At 68.8% G+C, this 16,318-nt stretch carries 17 protein-coding genes; 12 read left to right on the top strand and 5 right to left on the bottom strand.

Features of this window, described 5'->3' with window-relative positions:
• Positions 1–73: 73 nt before the first annotated feature.
• Positions 74–1,168, bottom strand: a complete 1,095-nt coding sequence (locus tag CVH10_RS01155) for a bifunctional nicotinamide-nucleotide adenylyltransferase/Nudix hydroxylase (RefSeq protein ID WP_106487587.1) — start codon at positions 1,166–1,168, stop codon at positions 74–76.
• A 126-nt stretch (positions 1,169–1,294) separates the two neighbouring features.
• Here CVH10_RS01155 and CVH10_RS01150 point away from each other — a divergent pair, with 126 nt between their 5' ends.
• Positions 1,295–2,422, top strand: coding sequence for a YihY/virulence factor BrkB family protein (locus CVH10_RS01150; protein WP_106487586.1), 1,128 nt, complete (start codon positions 1,295–1,297; stop codon positions 2,420–2,422).
• Between the two features lie 3 nt (positions 2,423–2,425).
• On the opposite strand, the gene CVH10_RS01145 is transcribed toward CVH10_RS01150, so the two are convergent.
• Positions 2,426–3,478 carry a Glu/Leu/Phe/Val dehydrogenase gene (locus tag CVH10_RS01145; RefSeq protein ID WP_106487585.1) on the bottom strand — a complete coding sequence of 351 codons (1,053 nt, stop codon included), beginning with the start codon at positions 3,476–3,478 and terminating at the stop codon, positions 2,426–2,428.
• A gap of 129 nt (positions 3,479–3,607) precedes the next feature.
• On the opposite strand from CVH10_RS01145, the gene CVH10_RS01140 reads away from it, so the two are divergent.
• Positions 3,608–3,889: an acylphosphatase gene (locus CVH10_RS01140; protein WP_035598502.1), complete on the top strand. Its 282-nt coding sequence runs from the start codon at positions 3,608–3,610 to the stop codon at positions 3,887–3,889.
• A gap of 88 nt (positions 3,890–3,977) precedes the next feature.
• On the opposite strand, the gene CVH10_RS01135 is transcribed toward CVH10_RS01140, so the two are convergent.
• The 3 genes from CVH10_RS01135 to CVH10_RS01125 all read right to left on the bottom strand — a co-directional run bounded on the left by CVH10_RS01135 (position 3,978) and on the right by CVH10_RS01125 (position 6,949).
• A complete protein-coding gene (locus CVH10_RS01135) occupies positions 3,978–4,919 on the bottom strand; it encodes a nucleoside hydrolase (RefSeq protein WP_035598501.1) in 942 nt (313 codons plus the stop codon).
• Between the two features lie 19 nt (positions 4,920–4,938).
• On the bottom strand, positions 4,939–5,859 hold the full coding sequence (locus CVH10_RS01130; RefSeq protein ID WP_106487584.1) for a ribokinase: 921 nt from the start codon (positions 5,857–5,859) through the stop codon (positions 4,939–4,941).
• A 157-nt stretch (positions 5,860–6,016) separates the two neighbouring features.
• A complete protein-coding gene (locus tag CVH10_RS01125; RefSeq protein WP_106487583.1) occupies positions 6,017–6,949 on the bottom strand; it encodes a D-2-hydroxyacid dehydrogenase in 933 nt (310 codons plus the stop codon).
• A 192-nt stretch (positions 6,950–7,141) separates the two neighbouring features.
• Between CVH10_RS01125 and CVH10_RS01120 the strand changes: the two genes are divergently transcribed.
• The 10 genes from CVH10_RS01120 (at position 7,142) to tolB (ending at position 16,317) form a co-directional block, all read left to right on the top strand.
• Positions 7,142–7,375 (top strand): FmdB family zinc ribbon protein, encoded by a 234-nt coding sequence (locus tag CVH10_RS01120; protein WP_016854884.1) that lies wholly within the window; start codon positions 7,142–7,144, stop codon positions 7,373–7,375.
• A 51-nt stretch (positions 7,376–7,426) separates the two neighbouring features.
• Positions 7,427–9,208 carry an aspartate--tRNA ligase gene (aspS, locus tag CVH10_RS01115; RefSeq protein ID WP_106487582.1) on the top strand — a complete coding sequence of 594 codons (1,782 nt, stop codon included), beginning with the start codon at positions 7,427–7,429 and terminating at the stop codon, positions 9,206–9,208.
• Between the two features lie 328 nt (positions 9,209–9,536).
• Positions 9,537–10,289 (top strand): YebC/PmpR family DNA-binding transcriptional regulator, encoded by a 753-nt coding sequence (locus tag CVH10_RS01110; RefSeq protein WP_035598492.1) that lies wholly within the window; start codon positions 9,537–9,539, stop codon positions 10,287–10,289.
• A gap of 90 nt (positions 10,290–10,379) precedes the next feature.
• Positions 10,380–10,925, top strand: coding sequence for a crossover junction endodeoxyribonuclease RuvC (gene ruvC / locus CVH10_RS01105; RefSeq protein ID WP_035598490.1), 546 nt, complete (start codon positions 10,380–10,382; stop codon positions 10,923–10,925).
• Between the two features lie 124 nt (positions 10,926–11,049).
• Positions 11,050–11,661: a Holliday junction branch migration protein RuvA gene (ruvA, locus tag CVH10_RS01100; protein WP_046078706.1), complete on the top strand. Its 612-nt coding sequence runs from the start codon at positions 11,050–11,052 to the stop codon at positions 11,659–11,661.
• A gap of 51 nt (positions 11,662–11,712) precedes the next feature.
• Positions 11,713–12,747 (top strand): Holliday junction branch migration DNA helicase RuvB, encoded by a 1,035-nt coding sequence (gene ruvB / locus CVH10_RS01095; protein ID WP_106487581.1) that lies wholly within the window; start codon positions 11,713–11,715, stop codon positions 12,745–12,747.
• 22 nt (positions 12,748–12,769) lie between these two features.
• The gene (gene tolQ / locus CVH10_RS01090; protein ID WP_016854890.1) at positions 12,770–13,459 is read left to right on the top strand and encodes a protein TolQ; all 690 of its coding nucleotides are present in this window, start codon (positions 12,770–12,772) and stop codon (positions 13,457–13,459) included.
• Positions 13,460–13,471: 12 nt separating this feature from the next.
• Positions 13,472–13,912 carry a protein TolR gene (gene tolR, locus CVH10_RS01085; protein WP_035593146.1) on the top strand — a complete coding sequence of 147 codons (441 nt, stop codon included), beginning with the start codon at positions 13,472–13,474 and terminating at the stop codon, positions 13,910–13,912.
• Positions 13,913–13,921: 9 nt separating this feature from the next.
• Entirely contained in the window at positions 13,922–15,034 is a 1,113-nt protein-coding gene (gene tolA, locus CVH10_RS01080) for a cell envelope integrity protein TolA (protein WP_106487580.1), read from the top strand.
• Positions 15,034–16,317, top strand: coding sequence for a Tol-Pal system beta propeller repeat protein TolB (gene tolB, locus CVH10_RS01075; RefSeq protein WP_106487579.1), 1,284 nt, complete (start codon positions 15,034–15,036; stop codon positions 16,315–16,317). Before tolA ends, tolB begins: the two co-directional genes overlap by 1 nt.
• Position 16,318 lies beyond the last annotated feature (1 nt).

The following is a 16,318-nucleotide window of genomic DNA, read 5'->3' as shown; positions in this document are numbered from 1 at the left end:
CTCGTTACGGAAATCTCGACTTTTTTAGCGTTCAAGCATCACTGCTGGGGTTACAGGTACTCGCCGGCGCCTGTCAGGGACCGCCGAAGTCGGCGGGCAGGCCCAGGAAGTTCTGGATGATAAAGAAGTGGTCCTCGAACAGCGCATCGGGTTCGAGGTCGGCCAGCGGCACCCAGCGGGCGTGGTCGCCGCCCTTGACCGGCTTGAGCTGCGGCAGCTGCTGCTCCGGGCGCAGGGCGAAGTAGAAGGCTTCCGCCAGGGTGCGTCCCCGCCAGCTACGATGCGGCTCGTCGAACAGCCGCTGTCCGCGTAGCGATCCCTTCAGCACCGGCTCCGGCACCTTGAGCCGCACCCGCTCGCGCAGCTCCCGCAGGCAGGCGTCCAACAGCCGCTCCTGAGGGCTGATGAAGCCGCCGGGGAGGGCATAGAGCCCCTTGCCCGGCGCCGCGGTACGCTTGACCAGCAGCACGTGCCCCGACTGCACCACCACCGCGCAGGCGGTGACGAACACCGGCGGGTAGGGCGCGTGGGCCCAGGCCTGACGGTACTGCTCCAGCAGCCCCTGTTCCTCCACCAGCTGCTCGAAGGCCTCGGTCTCGAGGAATCCCTTGAGACTGTCCACCACACCCGGCGGCAGGTCGTGGGAGGCGCCGGCGCTGGCGTAGTCGGCCGCGGCGATCGACGAGCGGAACAGGCGCTCGCGGATCTGGCTCGCCGAGATGCCCTCGACCATCGGCACGCTGACGGACTCCCACTGTGGGAAGAGCGAAAGGTAGTAGCTGGACTGGCCGCGGCTGGCGCCGATCAGGCCGATACGCGGCAGTCTGGCATGGCTCGGCGAGGCAATGTCGCGCACCTTGCGCTGCACGTCACGGACCCAGACGTCGTTGTTGTAGAGCGCATCGAGCAGCGGCACGATCTCGAGCCGGGCGTTGTCGTCGGCATCGAAGGCGCTCCTGAGCATCCGGCGGCGCTCGTCGAAGCGCCAGGGATTGCGCAGCGAGCGGGCCTGCCAGGCGGAGCCCACCAGCACGATCACCTGCCGGGCCCGCTTGAGCGCCTCGTGGATCACCGCCAGATGCCCCAGGTGGGGCGGCTGGAAGCGACCGATGAAGACCAGGCAATCGAAGTCGGGGGAGGACGTATCGGCGTCCGGCGGCGGACACATGGCGGGGCTCCGGCGGGAAAAGGCCCATTATGGTGAGCCCCATGAAGCCGTGCAATGCGAATGCTCGTGACGACCGGAAGGCTCCGGTATGCTGACGCGGCAAGGGACTGTGAAGGAGACATCGTGATGTGGAGCCGTATCAAGCAGGTCGTACTCTTCTGGTGGGTCGTGACCCGCGACGCCGTCAAGCTGTGGGTCGAGCGCAACGCCTTCAGCTATGCCGGCTCGCTGGCCTTCTACACGCTGTTCTCGCTGGCACCGACCATGATCATCGCGGTGACCGTCATCGGCGTGGTGCTGGGCGAGGAGGCCGCCCAGGGGCAGATCGTCGCCCAGCTCGAGGGCACCATGGGCACCGGGGCCGCCGAGGCCATCCAGAATGCCGTGGCCCAGTCGCGCATCGAGGCCTCGGGGCTGTGGCCGACGCTGATGGGCATCGGCGCCATGCTGGTCGGTGCGACCACCGTGTTCGGCCAGATGCAGTACTCGCTGAATACCCTGTGGGGCGTCACCGCTCACCCGAAGGCCAACAGCGTGCTGCTGCTGCTGAAGAAGCGCACCCTGTCGATGACGGTGGTGCTGGCCATCGGCTTCATCCTGCTGGTGTCGCTGGTGCTGGGCGTGGCGGTCAGGTCGCTGCTGCACGCGGCCAATGACCTGATGCCGTTCGTCGGTGCCCTGACCGCCGGCATCGAGTTCCTGATCTCCCTGGCGCTGGTCAGCGCCCTGTTCGCGACCATCTTCCGGGTGCTGCCGGACGTGCTGCTGAGCTGGCGCGACGTGCTGGTGGGAGCGGTGGTGACCGCGCTGCTGTTCGCCGTGGGGCGCAGCGCCATCGCCACCTACCTGGCCTATACCGCCACCGCCTCCACCTACGGTGCGGCGGGCTCGGTGGTGGTCGTGCTGCTGTGGGTCTACTACAGCTCGCTGATCCTGCTGTTCGGCGCCGCCTTCACCAAGAGCCTGCTGCTGGCGCGGGGCGGCAAGGTGATCCCGCGCAACACCGCCGTGCTGGTGCATCACGAGCTGGTCGAGGACGAGTCCCGTGACGGGGCCGCGACGAACGGCCATCGCTGGTGGCCCGGCCGCCACCGTGCCGACGCGACGCCTCACGAGACGTCCTCCCACGAGGCGTCTGATGGCACGCCCGCCGGCGAACGTGCCAGCGGGTCGTCCTCCCACGCCGAGGCGAGGGCGAAGGACGCCGATGGCACCAATGGCGACCCGGTCTCCCGGCCCACTTCGCCTCGCTGAGTCTCAGCCGGCCTCGAACCGCTCCCGGGCCATGTCGTCGGCGACCGGGGCCGGGCTGCGCCCCTCCTGCGCGGCCCTGGCGAAGATCTCGTCGAGGATCGTCCCGATGCGGGCGATATGCGCCGCCACCTTCGCGGGTCGAGCGTCGTCACGGCGCTGCCAGGCGATCTCGATCACGCCGCCGGCATTGGCCACGTAGTCGGGCGTGTAGAGGATGCCGCGGGCCTGCAGCTGGCCCGCCACCTCCGCGTGAGCCAGCTGATTGTTGGCCGCCCCGCACACCACCCGCGCCTTGAGGCGCCTCACCACCTCCGGCGTCAGCGCCGCGCCCATGGCGCAGGGGGCGAAGACGTCCACCTCGGCATCGACGATGGCCTCGGGCGCCACGATCTCGGCCTCCAGCTCCCCGGTCAGCCGGGTCACCGCGTCGCGCTCGACGTCGGCCAGCACCAGCCGCGCGCCGGCGTCGTGGAGCCGCCGGGCCAGGTGGGTGCCGACGTGGCCTACGCCCTGGAGGGCGACCCGCAGCCCGGCGAACTGATCCTCGGATTCCGCCCGGCCGAGGCCGTGGTACACGGCGCTCTGCATGGCATGGAAGACGCCGAGCGCGGTCCAGGGCGAGGGGGCGCCGGAGCTGCCGTCGCGGCCGAGCCCGCCCACGTGGGGGGTGACCTCGGCGATGACGCGCATGTCCGCCTCGCCGGAACCGGAATCCTCGGCGGTGATGTAGCGCCCGCCCAGCGAGTCGATCAGTCGGCCCATGGCGCGCAATAGCTCGGGTGTCTTGTCGCGACGCGGATCGGCGATGATCACCGTCTTGCCGCCGCCCAGCGGCAGATCGGCCAACGCCGACTTGTAGGTCATGCCGCGGGACAGCCGCAGCACGTCGGTGAGGGCGTCGGCCTCGCTGGCGTAGGGATAGATTCGCAGCCCGCCGAGCGCCGGGCCGCGGGTGGTGTCGTGGATGGCGATGATGGCGCGCAGGCCGCTGGCCGCGTCGCAGCCGTGAATGACCTGCTGATGGTGGTCGAAGTCGGGATGATCGAAGACCGGCATGAGGCGTCTCCCTTATGAGGAAACCGGGGCAGCGAGACGGCGCGACGAGGCTTGTGACCGCGCAAACGCCGATGTCACCCTGTAGATTAGGTCATCATCATCGCCAACCGCTCACGAAGGAGGCGTCGAATGGAAGCTCATGCCATCAGGGCGCGCGTCAGTGGACGCGTCCAGGGCGTCTGGTATCGCCGTTCCACCCAGGAGCGCGCGAGGCAGGCCGGGGTGACCGGCTATGCCATCAATCTGGCCGATGGCCGCGTGGAGGTGCTGCTGTGCGGGGCACGCGAGGACGTCGAGGCCGTGACGGCCTGGCTGTGGCAGGGGCCACCGAATGCCGAGGTCACGAGCGTCGAGAGCGAAGAGATCGCGCTGGCCCAGGGTGAGGCGCCGGACGATTTCATCACCGGCTGACGGCACCGCGAGCGAGACACGGCGCGCCAACGAGCACCGCCGGCCCACTGGGCCGGCGGTGTCGTCATGACTGACGTTTCGACGCGAATCAGGCGAGGGTCTCGGTGATCCAGTCGACCACGGCACTGCCGTCGACGCCCAGGCAGACGTCGGCCAGCGGCGTCTGCGACCAGCGCGGGGCGATGAACTCGCGACCCTCGGACGCGAACAGGGTCTGCCCCTCCGCGGGTCCTTCGGTGGCCACGTTGAGATGGCCGCTGGCGACGGTGAACAGTTCCGGACGCACCAGCCAGGCCAGGGCCAGGCTGTCGTGCGGGCAGCAGCCGTCGATGCCCAGCGCGCCCTGGTAGAACTCGCGGTAGAAGGCGTAGCTGCCGGCCAGCACCTCGCCCAGCGCGCCCTGGCCGGCGGCGATCCGCTCCATGTGCTGCGGGGCCAGTACGCAGCGGTGGGTGACATCGAGGCCGACCAGGGTCAGCGGCCAGCCGGCGGTCAGCACCCGCTGGGCGGCGTGCGGGTCGTTGAAGATGTTGGCCTCGGCCACCGGGGAGACGTTGCCGCCTTCCTTGATTGAGCCGCCCATCACCACCACGCGCTTGACCCGCTCGGTGATGCCCGGGTCGATCTGCAGCGCCGCGGCCAGGTTGCCCAGCGGCCCCACGGCCACCAGCGACACCTCGCCGGGGCGGGCGTTGACGGTATCGACGATGAACTGGGCCGCGCTGCGGGCGTCGGCCTGGCCGGTCACCGCCGGCAGTGCGATGTCGCCGAGGCCGTTAGCGCCGTGGATGTGCGCCGGCGCCGGATGGCGCGGCTTGACCATCGGCACCGCCGCGCCCTGGGCCACCGGGATGCGCTGGCCGGCCAGCTCGGACAGCAGCAGTGCGTTGTGGGTGGCGGTGTCCACGTCGACGTTGCCGAAGGTGGTGGTCATGCCCAGCAGCTCGATGTCGGGATGGCGCAGGGCGATGGCGATGGCCTGGGCGTCGTCGACGCCCGGATCGGTATCGAAGATGATCGGTTCAGACATGGCGTCCTCGGCGGTCGGTTCAGGGAGTGTTCGGGGTCTGGGACTGAGTCTGGCGCTGCCACTGGGCCACCTCGGCGGCCTCGGGAATGCTCTCGGCCGCACCGGAACGCTGCACGCCGAGGGCGGCGGCCGCAGCGGCCCGGGCCAGGCAGGCCTCGGGGCCTTCGCCGTCCTGCAGCGCCGCCAGATAGTAGCCGATGAAGGTATCGCCGGCGGCGGTGGTGTCGACCGGCGTGACCGGCATCGGCGGCTGGAAGTGGCGCGTCTCGCCGACCTGGTACCAGGCGCCGTCGCCGCCCAGGGTCAGCACGGTCTCGGTGGCCGGCAGGCGACTGGCCAGGGCGTCGAGCAGGGCAGAGGCGGCGCTGCCGGCGGGCAGGCCGGTGAGCATCTCCGCCTCGCTGCGATTGACGAACAGCAGTCGACACGCTTCCAGCGGTAGCTCGGCGGCGTCGGCGGTCATCGGCGCCGGGTTGAAGGCGATATACAGCCCGCGTTCGCGCGCCGCCTCGAACAGGTAGGGCAGGGCGATGCATTCGTTCTGGGCCAGCAGCCAGTCGCCGGGGGAGGCCTCGGCCAGCCGTGCCTCCAGATTGGCCTCGTTGAAACCGTGGTTGGCGCCGGGGAACAGCAGGATGGCATTCTCGCCCGCATCGTCGACCTGGATGATGGCGTGGCCGCTGGGCTCGTCCACCAGTTCGACGCTGTCGACGTCGACGCCGGAGGCCTCGAGCAGGTCGCGGGCCCAGGCGTCCTGACGCCCGAGGCGGCCCCAGTGACGCACCTGACCGCCGGCTCGGGCCATGGCCAGCGACTGATTGGCGCCCTTGCCGCCGAGCCCGACGCGATAGCCGTGGCTGGTGAGGGTTTCGCCGGGCGTGACCAGGTGAGGAACGCGATAGATGTGGTCGAGATTGATCGACCCGAAGTTGTGCAGCATGCCGTCGTCCGGATGAGGGGCTTGGGTGAAAACGATACCGGCGAGAGTATCGGGGGCCGGAGCGACCTTCGCAAGCCAGGCTGCGACCCGACCTCAAATTTATACCGTTATCCCTTTTCTTGAACCACCAAGCTCGGGCCTGGCGGTATAGCGGTTTTCAGTCCTGGAGGGGGCGACTCAGATTGTCGGCGGTGAGCTCGACGATGCGCTGGCGAGCCTCGGGGCTGATCCAGGCGCTATGGGGTGTCACGATCAGGTTGAGCGGTTCGCTCAGGGCATCGATCAAAGGATGGCCGTCGCGCGGCGGCTCCTCGGGCAGCACGTCGACGGCGAGCCCGCCGAGCTTGCCCGCACGCAGGGCCTCGAGTGACGCGATCTCGTCGATCATGCCGCCACGGGCGCAGTTGACCACCAGCGCCGAGGGCTTGAGCCTGGCCAGCAGGTCGGCGTCGACCAGGTGGCGGCTGGCTTCGGTGAGCGGACAGTGCAGGCTGATGGCATCGGCGGTGGGGGCGAGCTCGGCGAGCGTCGGGCGGGCATCCTGCTCGGCGCCGGGGCGCGCGGCGAAGACGACCTCCATGCCGAAGGCGCCGGCGAGTTCGCCGACCCGAGTGCCGAGCTCACCCTGGCCGACGATGACCAGCCGCTTGCCCTCGAGCTGCAGGGTGGTGTGATCCATCAGGCAGAAGAAGGGGCTTTTTCCCCAGCGTCCCTCGGCCACGTCACGCTGGTAGCGCGGCAGGCGGTTGGCCAGGGCCAGCAGTTGCATCAGGGTGTGCTGCGCCACGCTCGCCGTGCCGTAGGCGGCGACGTTGCGCACCTCGATGCCGCGGCGCTCGGCCTCGTCCATGGCGATGTTGTTGGTGCCGGTGGCCAGCACGCAGATCAGCCTGAGATGGGGCAGGGCGGCCAGGGTCTCGGCATCGAGCACCACCTTGTTGACGATGGCGACCTCGGCGCCCTCGAGCCGTGCAACGGCCTCGTCCCGGTCAGTGAAGTCGTGAACGTCGAGGCGAGAGACACGTTCGCGGATCGGCGACAGATCGATACCATCGCCCAGACTGGCGGCGTCGAGAATCACGGCATGCATGGCGGTCTTCCTTGTCGTTAGAGACGTCGCCGCGGGGCTGGGCCTGGGGCCTGACGGCAGGCTATAATGTCGGGCTTTCAGGGCAGGCCAGTGTTGGAATCTTCGCCGCCCGACCCTATATCGCAGAACGTGTCGCGGGCCCGTTCGGTCCGCATCGCCCTCTGGGACGTCGTTACCGGGAGATATCGAACCATGCCCATCTACGAATACGAGTGCAAGGCCTGCGGCCACCGCCTGGAAAAGCTGCAGAAGATCAGCGCCGCGCCGTTGACCGACTGCCCGGCCTGCGAACAGGCCGAGCTCGACCGCCTGGTCTCCGCGGCGGGCTTTCGCCTGGCAGGCAGCGGCTGGTACGAGACCGACTTCAAGTCCGGCAGCAAGAAGAACCTGGCCGGCGGGGGCGAGACGTCCGGGTCGGCGGCCTGACCGCGGTCGTCGCCTCCCTACATCACTTCACGCAACAGAACAGGATACGACATGCGCAGCCATTATAGCGGCCAGCTGAACGAGACCATGGTGGATCAGACGGTCACCCTGTGCGGCTGGGTCCACCGCCGCCGTGACCATGGCGGGGTCATCTTCCTCGACATGCGCGACCGGGACGGCATCGCTCAGGTCGTGGTCGACCCCGACACCGCCGAGGCCTTCGCCAATGCCGACCGCGCCCGCAGCGAATACGTGCTGCGCATCAGCGGCCGCGTGCGTCTGCGCCCCGAGGGCACCCAGAACCCGAACATGCCCACCGGCCTGATCGAGGTACTGGCCAAGGACGTGGAGGTCCTCAACACCGCCGCCACACCGCCGTTCCAGCTCGACGAGCACGGCAAGGTCGGCGAGGAAGTGCGCCTCAAGCACCGCTACATCGACCTGCGCCGTCCGGAGATGATCGACAAGCTGCGCCTGCGCTCGCGCATCTCCCACAGCGTGCGCGCCTATCTCGAGGGGCAGGGCTTCCTCGACATCGAGACGCCGATCCTGACTCGCGCCACCCCGGAAGGCGCCCGCGACTACCTGGTGCCGAGTCGCACCCACGCCGGCAGCTTCTTCGCGCTGCCGCAGTCGCCGCAGCTGTTCAAGCAGCTGCTGATGGTCTCCGGCTTCGACCGCTACTACCAGATCGCCAAGTGCTTCCGCGACGAGGACCTGCGCGCCGACCGCCAGCCCGAGTTCACCCAGATCGACCTCGAGGCCTCCTTCGTCGAGGAAGAGGACATCATGTCGATCACCGAGAACATGGTGCGCAACCTGTTCAAGGACGTGCTGGACGTCGAGCTGCCGGCATTTCCGCGCATGCCTTACGCCGAGGCCATGCAGCGCTTCGGTTCCGACAAGCCGGATCTGCGTATCCCGCTCGAGCTGACCGACGTCGACGACCTGATGAAGGACGTGGACTTCAAGGTCTTCTCCGGCCCGGCCAACGCCGATGACGGCCGCGTGGCCGCGCTCAAGGTCAAGGGCGGCGCCACCCTGACCCGCAAGGAAATCGACGAGTACACCAAGTTCGTCGGTATCTACGGCGCCCGGGGCCTGGCCTGGATCAAGGTCAACGAGCGCGCCAAGGGCCTCGAGGGCCTGCAGTCGCCGATCGTCAAGTTCATGGAAGGCGTGGTCGAGCAGCTGCTGGATCGCGTCGGCGCCGAGGACGGCGACATCATCTTCTTCGGCGCGGACAAGACCAACATCGTCAACGAGGCGCTGGGCGCGCTGCGCGTCAAGCTGGGCGAGGACCTCGAGCTCTACACCGCCGAGTGGTCACCGCTGTGGGTGGTCGACTTCCCGATGTTCGAGGCCGACGGCGAAGCGCGCCTGCAGGCGCTTCACCACCCGTTCACTGCGCCGTCCTGCGACGTGGAAACGCTCAGGAACAACCCGGCCGAGGCGCTGTCCCGCGCCTATGACATGGTCCTCAACGGCACCGAGCTGGGTGGCGGCTCGATCCGTATCCACGACCAGGCCATGCAGCAGAGCGTGCTCGAGCTGCTCGGCATCGGCGAGGAAGAGGCCCGCGAGAAGTTCGGCTTCCTGCTCGACGCCCTGCAGTACGGCGCGCCGCCCCACGGCGGCCTGGCCTTCGGCCTCGACCGCCTGGTGATGCTGATGAGCGGTGCTCGCACCATCCGTGAGGTGATCGCCTTCCCCAAGACCCAGAGCGCGGCCTGCCTGATGACCGACGCCCCTGGCGAGGTCAGCGGCGAGCAGCTCAAGGAGCTCAACATTCGCCTGCGCCAGAAGGCCAAGGCGGAGGGCGCCGCCGAATAATCGGCGAGTCTCCCGTGATCGCACCGGCGCCCCTTGTGGCGCCGGTGTCGTTTCTGGGGTTCGATCCCCAGATTTGCTTTCCCGACGACAAGGTGTCGCGAGGACGCGGTAAACCCATCCCTGGGCGCTTCTTTTGACCTGCCGCGCTAATGTGCATCCTGCACCGCTTGCAGGACCGGTGTTGGCCATCCTTGGCCAACCCGTTCGGCGAGGTTCGCCTCACCCTTGTCAAAAGAACCTCGCTCCCCCTTATCCTCGGCGCTCATCTCGCTGGGTACAGCGACATGGGCGTTTTCCCGACTGACGAGCCACCAAGAAAGGAGGGAATATGGCCGGCCATAGCAAATGGTCCAATATCAAGCATCGCAAGGCGGCTCAGGACGCCAAGCGCGGCAAGATCTTCAACAAGCTGATCCGCGAGCTGACCGTGGCCGCGCGGCAGGGCGGCGGCGATCCCGAGGACAACCCGCGCCTGCGCGCCGCCATGGACAAGGCGCTCGGCAGCAACATGCCCAAGGACACCGTGCAGCGGGCGGTGGATCGCGGCGCCGGCAACACCGACGGCGACGCCATGGAGGAGGTCGTCTACGAGGGCTACGGCCCCGAAGGCGTGGCGGTGATGGTCGAGGCCATGACCGATAACCGCAATCGAACTGTCTCCGAGGTGCGACACGCCTTCGGCAAGCACGGCGGCAACCTCGGCACCTCCGGCTCGGTGGCGTTCATGTTCCACAAGCAGGGGAGGCTGACGCTGCCGGAAGGCGTCGACGAGGAGACGGCCATGGAAGCGACCCTGGCCGCCGAGCCCGAGGACATCGAGACCCTCGAGGACGGTCGCCTGGAGATCGTCACCACGCCGGACACCTTCGGCGCCGTCAAGGACGCCCTGGTCGAGGCGGGCATTGCCCCCGAGGCCAGCGACGTCGGCCTGTATCCGGACAATTACAGCCGCATCGACGACGCCGAGCTCGGCCGGCGCATCGTCAAGCTGGTCGATCGGCTGGAGGATCTGGACGATGTGCAGAATGTTTACACCAACGCCGACTTCGATAATGCCATTCTCGATGAACTGCATGATTGAAGCCGAACACCCACGCGCTCTCGACCTGGCTCCAATGACATTCTCGATAAGCTGCACGATGACGGATCATTTCACGACGAGCGAACGCCCATGCTGATCCTGGGCATCGATCCCGGGTCGCGGATCACCGGCTATGGGGTGCTGGACGTGACCGAGCCCAAGCCGAAGTACGTGACCAGCGGCTGCATTCGCACCCGCGGCGACGATCTCGCCCAGCGCCTGGGCCAGGTCTATGCCGGGGTCAGCGAGGTGATCGGCCTGCACGGGCCCGGCGAGTTCGCCATCGAACAGGTGTTCATGTCGAAGAACGCCGACTCGGCGCTCAAGCTCGGTCAGGCGCGGGGCACCGCCATCGTCTGCGCGGCCAACCACGGCCTGCCGGTCAGCGAGTACGGTCCGCGCCAGATCAAGCAGGCAGTCACCGGCGGCGGGGCCGCCGACAAGGCCCAGGTGCAGCACATGGTGACCGCCATCCTGGGGCTCTCCGGCACGCCCCAGGCCGATGCCGCCGACGCCCTGGCCATCGCCCTGACGCATGCCTATGCCCGGCTCGGGCTGATCCGTCGGGGCAGCTATGGTGGAGGCGGGCGAGGCCGCGGCAAGAGCGCGTCCTGGCGCGACTTTCGCCCCGAGTGATGTCGCCTGACGGCGACGCCGAGTCGGTTGTCGAACAGCGTTCCGCGGGCTGGCATGGCCCGGGGGGGACCAGTATAGTGAGCGCGACGCGCTGCGGATTCATCATCAAGGACAGTGACATATCATGATCGGACGCTTGCGAGGCACCCTGATCGACAAGCAGCCGCCCTGGCTGCTGTTGGACGTGGCCGGGGTCGGCTACGAGCTGGAGGCCTCCATGACCACCCTGGTGGCATTGCCCGGGGTCGGCGAGGACGTGGTGCTGCATACCCATCTCACCGTACGCGACGACGCCCACCTGCTCTATGGCTTTGCCCGCGAGCAGGAGCGGGCGCTGTTCCGTGCCCTGATCAAGGTCAACGGCGTCGGCCCCAAGCTGGCCCTGGCCATCCTCTCCGGCATGGACGAGGACGCCTTCATCCGCTGCGTGATGGACGACGACGTCAAGTCGCTGACACGCCTGCCCGGCGTCGGCAAGAAGACCGCCGAGCGGCTGATCGTCGAGATGCGCGACCGCTTCCCGCACTGGGAGGCCGAAGCGCCCGCCGCCGGCGTGGCACCGTCGCCCGGCGCCGCCGCCGAACCGCGCCAGGACCCGCTGGCCGAGGCCGAGGCGGCGCTGGTCAGCCTCGGCTACAAGCCGGCCGAGGCCGCGCGCATGCTCGCCGGCCTCGAGGAAGAGGGCAGCACCGAGGCGATCATCAAGGCGGCGCTCGCGCGTCGCATGGCCGGTTGATGACCATGCACGATACGCAGCCTTTCATCACGATGCCGGCGGAGGACACCCATGCTGGAGACTGACCGCCTGATCGCCGCCGAGGGTCGCGAGGGCGAGGGCCACCTCGATCACGCCATCCGCCCCAAGCAGCTCGGCGACTACATCGGCCAGCCGAGGGTTCGCGAGCAGCTGGAGATCTTCATCCACGCCGCCCGCGGCCGCGACGAGAGCCTCGACCACACCCTGGTGTTCGGCCCGCCGGGGCTCGGCAAGACCACGCTCGCCAACATCATCGCCACCGAGATGGGCGTCGGCCTGAAGTCGACCTCCGGTCCGGTGCTCGAGCGGGCCGGCGATCTCGCCGCCATGCTCACCAACCTTCAGCCCGGCGACGTGCTGTTCATCGACGAGATCCATCGCCTGTCGGCGGTGGTGGAAGAGATCCTCTATCCCGCCATGGAGGATTTCCAGCTCGACATCGTGATCGGCGAGGGGCCGGCGGCGCGCTCGATCAAGCTCGACCTGCCGCCGTTCACCCTGGTCGGCGCCACCACCCGGGCAGGCCTGCTGACCTCGCCGCTGCGCGACCGCTTCGGCATCGTCCAGCGCCTGGAGTTCTATTCCATCGACGAGCTCAGCGAGATCGTCGCCCGTTCGGCGCGGCTGCTGGGCGTGACCACCGACGACGCCGGCGCCCGGGAAGTGGCGCGCCGCTCCCGCGGCACCCCGCGCATCGCCAACCGCCTGCTGCGCCGCGTGCGCGACTACGCCGAGGTACGCGGCGGCGGACGCATCGACGCCGAGATCGCCGACCAGGCCCTGAACATGCTCCACGTCGACCACCACGGCCTGGACCACATGGACCGCCGCCTGCTGCTGGCGATGATCGAGAAGTTCGACGGCGGCCCGGTGGGCGTCGACTCCCTGGCCGCGGCCATCGGCGAGGAGCGCGACACCATCGAGGACGTCATCGAGCCCTACCTGATCCAGCAGGGGCTGATGATGCGCACCGCCCGCGGCCGGGTGGTGACCCGCCAGGCCTGGCAGCACTTCGGCCTGGCTCCGGACGACCGCGCCCCGGCGCCGACGCCTTCCCAAGACTGACTTCGACGAGACGAGGATTCCCGTGAACGACGCCATGTCCATTCCCCACCTGATCATGAACGCCAGCGGCGTGGTCCAGGCGGTGATGCTGCTGCTGCTGCTGGGTTCGCTGCTGTCCTGGGTGGTGATCTTCCAGCGCACCTTCGTGATGCGCCGCGCGCGCAAGGCCCACCGCGAGTTCGAGGACCGCTTCTGGTCCGGGGTCGACCTCAACGAGCTGTATCGCGAGACGCCCGCCGAGCAGGAGACCCTGGGCGCCGAGCACATCTTTCGCGCCGGCTTCCGCGAGTTCAATCGCCTGATGCCGAAGACCCAGAGTCCCCAGGCCATCCTCGACGGCGTGCAACGCAGCATGCGCGTGGCCTGGTCCCGCGAGGAGGACCGCCTCAACCTGCATCTGGTGTTCCTGGCCACCGTCGCCTCGTCCAGCCCCTACATCGGGCTGTTCGGCACCGTGTGGGGCATCATGGGCTCCTTCCAGTCGCTGTCCATGGCCCAGCAGGCCACGCTCGGCACCGTGGCGCCGTGGATCGCCGAGGCGCTGATCGCCACCGCCATGGGCCTGTTCGCGGCCATCCCCGCGGTGATCTTCTACAACCGGCTGTCGGCGGAATCCAGCCGCCTGCTGGGCAAGTACGAGGACTTCGCCGAGGAGTTCCATTCCATCCTGCACCGCAACCTGCAGGGTCGCGGCGAATCCGCCGCCGGCTGAGGAGGGCACGCCATGCACGGACCCTTCAACCGCATGGGCCGGCGCAAGCCGATGAACGAGATCAACGTCGTCCCCTTCATCGACGTGATGCTGGTGCTGCTGGTGATCTTCATGATCACCGCGCCGATGCTGACCCAGGGCGTCAAGGTGGACCTGCCCCAGGTCACCTCCGAGCCGATCGAGGACAGCGAGGATCACGACCCGATCGTCGTCTCGGTGGACAGCGAGGGCCAGATCTACGTCAGCCTGAGCGGCGACGAGACCGCCGTCGACCTCGACGAGCTCGGCCAGCGGGTCGGTATCCTGCTCGAGCGCGAGCCGGGCACCCGCGTCCTGGTCCGCGGCGACCGCAACGTGGCCTACGGCCAGATCGTCACCCTGATGAGCACCCTGCAGACCTCGGGCGTGGCCAACGTCGGGCTGATCTCCGAGCCCCCGCCCGGGGACGCCTGAGGAGGACGCATGGCTAAACAACATCGCCATGTCGGCTACGGACTGCCGCTGATCCTCGCCGTCGGGCTGCACCTGGGGCTGCTGGTCGTCAGCGTGATCCGCTTCCCGAGCGCCGAGCAGGAGCCGCCCAACCAGGCCATCGTCAACGCCACCCTGGTACGCGCCGAGACCGCCACTGATCAGGCCCAGCAGGCGCAGCAGCAGGCCCGGGCCGAGGCCAGGGCGGAGCAGCAGCGACGGGAGGCCGAAGCCGCAGAGCAGGCGGAGGCGGAACGTCAGGCCGCCGCCGAAGCGGAGCGTCAGGCACAGGAAGCCCAGCGCCAGGCACAGGAAGCGGCCCAGACCGCCGAGCGCGAGCAGGCCCGTGAAGCCGCTGAACAAGCGGCGGCCGAGGCCGAACGCCGCGAGCGCGAAGCCGCGGAACAGGCGGCCGAGCGGGAGCGTCAGCAGGAGGCCGCTCGCCAGCGGCGCGAAGCCGAGGAACAGCGGCAGCGCGAGGCGGAAGCCGAACGCCAGCGTCAGGCCGAGGAAGAGGCCCGCCGTCAGCGCGAAGCCGAGGAACAGCGGCAGCGCGAGGCGGAAGCCGAACGCCAGCGCCAGGCCGAGGAAGAGGCCCGCCGTCAGCGCGAAGCCGAGGCACAGCGACAGCGCGAGGCGGAAGCTGAACGCCAGCGCCAGGCCGAGGAAGAGGCCCGCCGCCAGCGTGAAGCCGAGGCAGAGCGCGAGCGTGAGGCCGCCGCCAGACGCGCCGCCGAGGCCGCCCAGAACAGCCTCGACCAGGCCATCGCCGGCGAATCCGAGGCCGTGGCCAACGCCAAGCAGGCAGAGGAAGCGGCCAACGGCTTCATCAACCTGGTGCGCCAGGCGGTGGAGCAGGCCTGGTCGATTCCGCCCAACGTCCCCGACGGCGCCGCGGCCGAGATATCGGTTCGCCTGGGGCCCTCCGGGGAGCTATTCGCCGCCAACATCGGTCGTAGCAGTGGCAACAGTGCCTTCGACCGTTCGGCGCTGAGCGCGGTGGAAACCGCCGCACCCTTCGCCGAGCTGCGCGAGCTGCCCGCTTCGGTGCAGCGCCAGTACCGTGAGTTCAATCTCAGATTCCGACCGGGGGACATACGCTGATGAGAGCCTTGATCACCACCTGGCTGGCGGCCGTGCTGTTGCTGTGCACGTCGCTGGCCCAGGCCGACCTGACCATCGACATCACCCAGGGCAACGAGCAGGCCACGCCGATCGCCGTGGTGCCGTTCGCCGAAGGCGAGAACCTGCCCCAGGACGTGGCGCGGATCATCTCCGACGACCTGGAGCGCAGCGGCTACTTCGCGCCCCTGGAGCGCGAGGCGATGTTCGCCCAGCCGACCCGCGGCGACGATGTCAGCTTCGGCGACTGGCAGGCGCTGGATACCCGTTATCTGGTGGTCGGCCGCGTCAGCCGCACCGGCGGCGGCGTCGAGATCCAGTACGAGCTGATGAACGTCAGCGGCGAATCGCGGATGCTGGGCGAGGTGATCACCGCCGGTCAGGATCAGATGCGCGCCGCCGCCCACCGCATCAGCGACAAGATCTTCGAGGAGATCACCGGCATTCGCGGCGCCTTCTCCACGCGCATCGCCTACGTCACCTCCCAGGGCGTCGGCGACGACACCGCCTATCAGCTCTACGTCGCTGACGCCGACGGTCGCAACAGCCAGCAGGTGCTGAGCTCGGACGAGCCGATCATGTCGCCGGCCTGGTCACCGGATGGCGGCAAGCTGGCCTACGTGTCGTTCGAGTCCGGCCGGCCCGGCATCTACGTGCAGGAAGTGGCCAGCGGCCGTCGGGCACGCCTGACCTCCTTCGAGGGCCTCAACAGCGCCCCGACCTGGTCGCCGGACGGCCGTCGGCTGGCGATGGCGCTGTCCCGCGACGGGCAGCCGGAGATCTACGTCATGGACGTCGCCTCGCAGAACCTGCAACGCGTCACCAACAGCCAGAGCATCGAGACCGAGCCGGCCTGGTCGCCGGACGGCAACAGCCTGATCTACACCTCGGACCGCAGCGGCGGCCCGCAGATCTATCGTCAGTCGCTTGGCGGCTCGCCGGAGCGCATCACCTTCACCGGCAACTACAACGCTCGGGCGCGCTTCGCCCCTGACGGTGAATCCATCTTCCTGATCCACCGCGGCAGCAACGGCTACCGGGTGGCCAAGCAGGATCTGGAGAGCGGCCGCCTGGTCGAGCTCGGCGACGCCCGCCAGGCCGAGTCCCCCAGTGTCGCGCCCAACGGCACCATGGTAATCTTCGCCACCCAGCAGGGCGGTAATGGTGTGCTGGGGGGCGTTTCCGCGGACGGCCGGGCCTCGTTCCGTCTTCCCGCGGCCCAGGGCGACGTGCGTGAGCCCGCCTGGTCCCCGTTTCTGAACTGAA

The organism is Halomonas sp. ND22Bw, from assembly GCF_003011945.1.
GTDB lineage: Bacteria > Pseudomonadota > Gammaproteobacteria > Pseudomonadales > Halomonadaceae > Halomonas > Halomonas halophila.
Note: the sequence above shows the minus strand (reverse complement) of the source record. Positions and strands in the feature narration are given on the sequence as shown.

Bases quoted from the DNA above. Each gene is read 5' to 3' on its own strand.
- ruvB (WP_106487581.1), top strand. From the start codon at position 11,713: ATGCTGGAGACTGACCGCCTGATCGCCGCCGAGGGTCGCGAGGGCGAG.
- CVH10_RS01130 (WP_106487584.1), bottom strand. From the start codon at position 5,859: ATGCTGCACAACTTCGGGTCGATCAATCTCGACCACATCTATCGCGTT.
- CVH10_RS01110 (WP_035598492.1), top strand. From the start codon at position 9,537: ATGGCCGGCCATAGCAAATGGTCCAATATCAAGCATCGCAAGGCGGCT.
- CVH10_RS01150 (WP_106487586.1), top strand. From the start codon at position 1,295: ATGTGGAGCCGTATCAAGCAGGTCGTACTCTTCTGGTGGGTCGTGACC.
- CVH10_RS01145 (WP_106487585.1), bottom strand. From the start codon at position 3,478: ATGCCGGTCTTCGATCATCCCGACTTCGACCACCATCAGCAGGTCATT.
- tolA (WP_106487580.1), top strand. From the start codon at position 13,922: ATGGCTAAACAACATCGCCATGTCGGCTACGGACTGCCGCTGATCCTC.
- CVH10_RS01155 (WP_106487587.1), bottom strand. From the start codon at position 1,168: ATGTGTCCGCCGCCGGACGCCGATACGTCCTCCCCCGACTTCGATTGC.
- tolR (WP_035593146.1), top strand. From the start codon at position 13,472: ATGCACGGACCCTTCAACCGCATGGGCCGGCGCAAGCCGATGAACGAG.
- CVH10_RS01140 (WP_035598502.1), top strand. From the start codon at position 3,608: ATGGAAGCTCATGCCATCAGGGCGCGCGTCAGTGGACGCGTCCAGGGC.
- CVH10_RS01135 (WP_035598501.1), bottom strand. From the start codon at position 4,919: ATGTCTGAACCGATCATCTTCGATACCGATCCGGGCGTCGACGACGCC.
- CVH10_RS01120 (WP_016854884.1), top strand. From the start codon at position 7,142: ATGCCCATCTACGAATACGAGTGCAAGGCCTGCGGCCACCGCCTGGAA.
- aspS (WP_106487582.1), top strand. From the start codon at position 7,427: ATGCGCAGCCATTATAGCGGCCAGCTGAACGAGACCATGGTGGATCAG.
- tolB (WP_106487579.1), top strand. From the start codon at position 15,034: ATGAGAGCCTTGATCACCACCTGGCTGGCGGCCGTGCTGTTGCTGTGC.
- ruvA (WP_046078706.1), top strand. From the start codon at position 11,050: ATGATCGGACGCTTGCGAGGCACCCTGATCGACAAGCAGCCGCCCTGG.
- CVH10_RS01125 (WP_106487583.1), bottom strand. From the start codon at position 6,949: ATGCATGCCGTGATTCTCGACGCCGCCAGTCTGGGCGATGGTATCGAT.
- ruvC (WP_035598490.1), top strand. From the start codon at position 10,380: ATGCTGATCCTGGGCATCGATCCCGGGTCGCGGATCACCGGCTATGGG.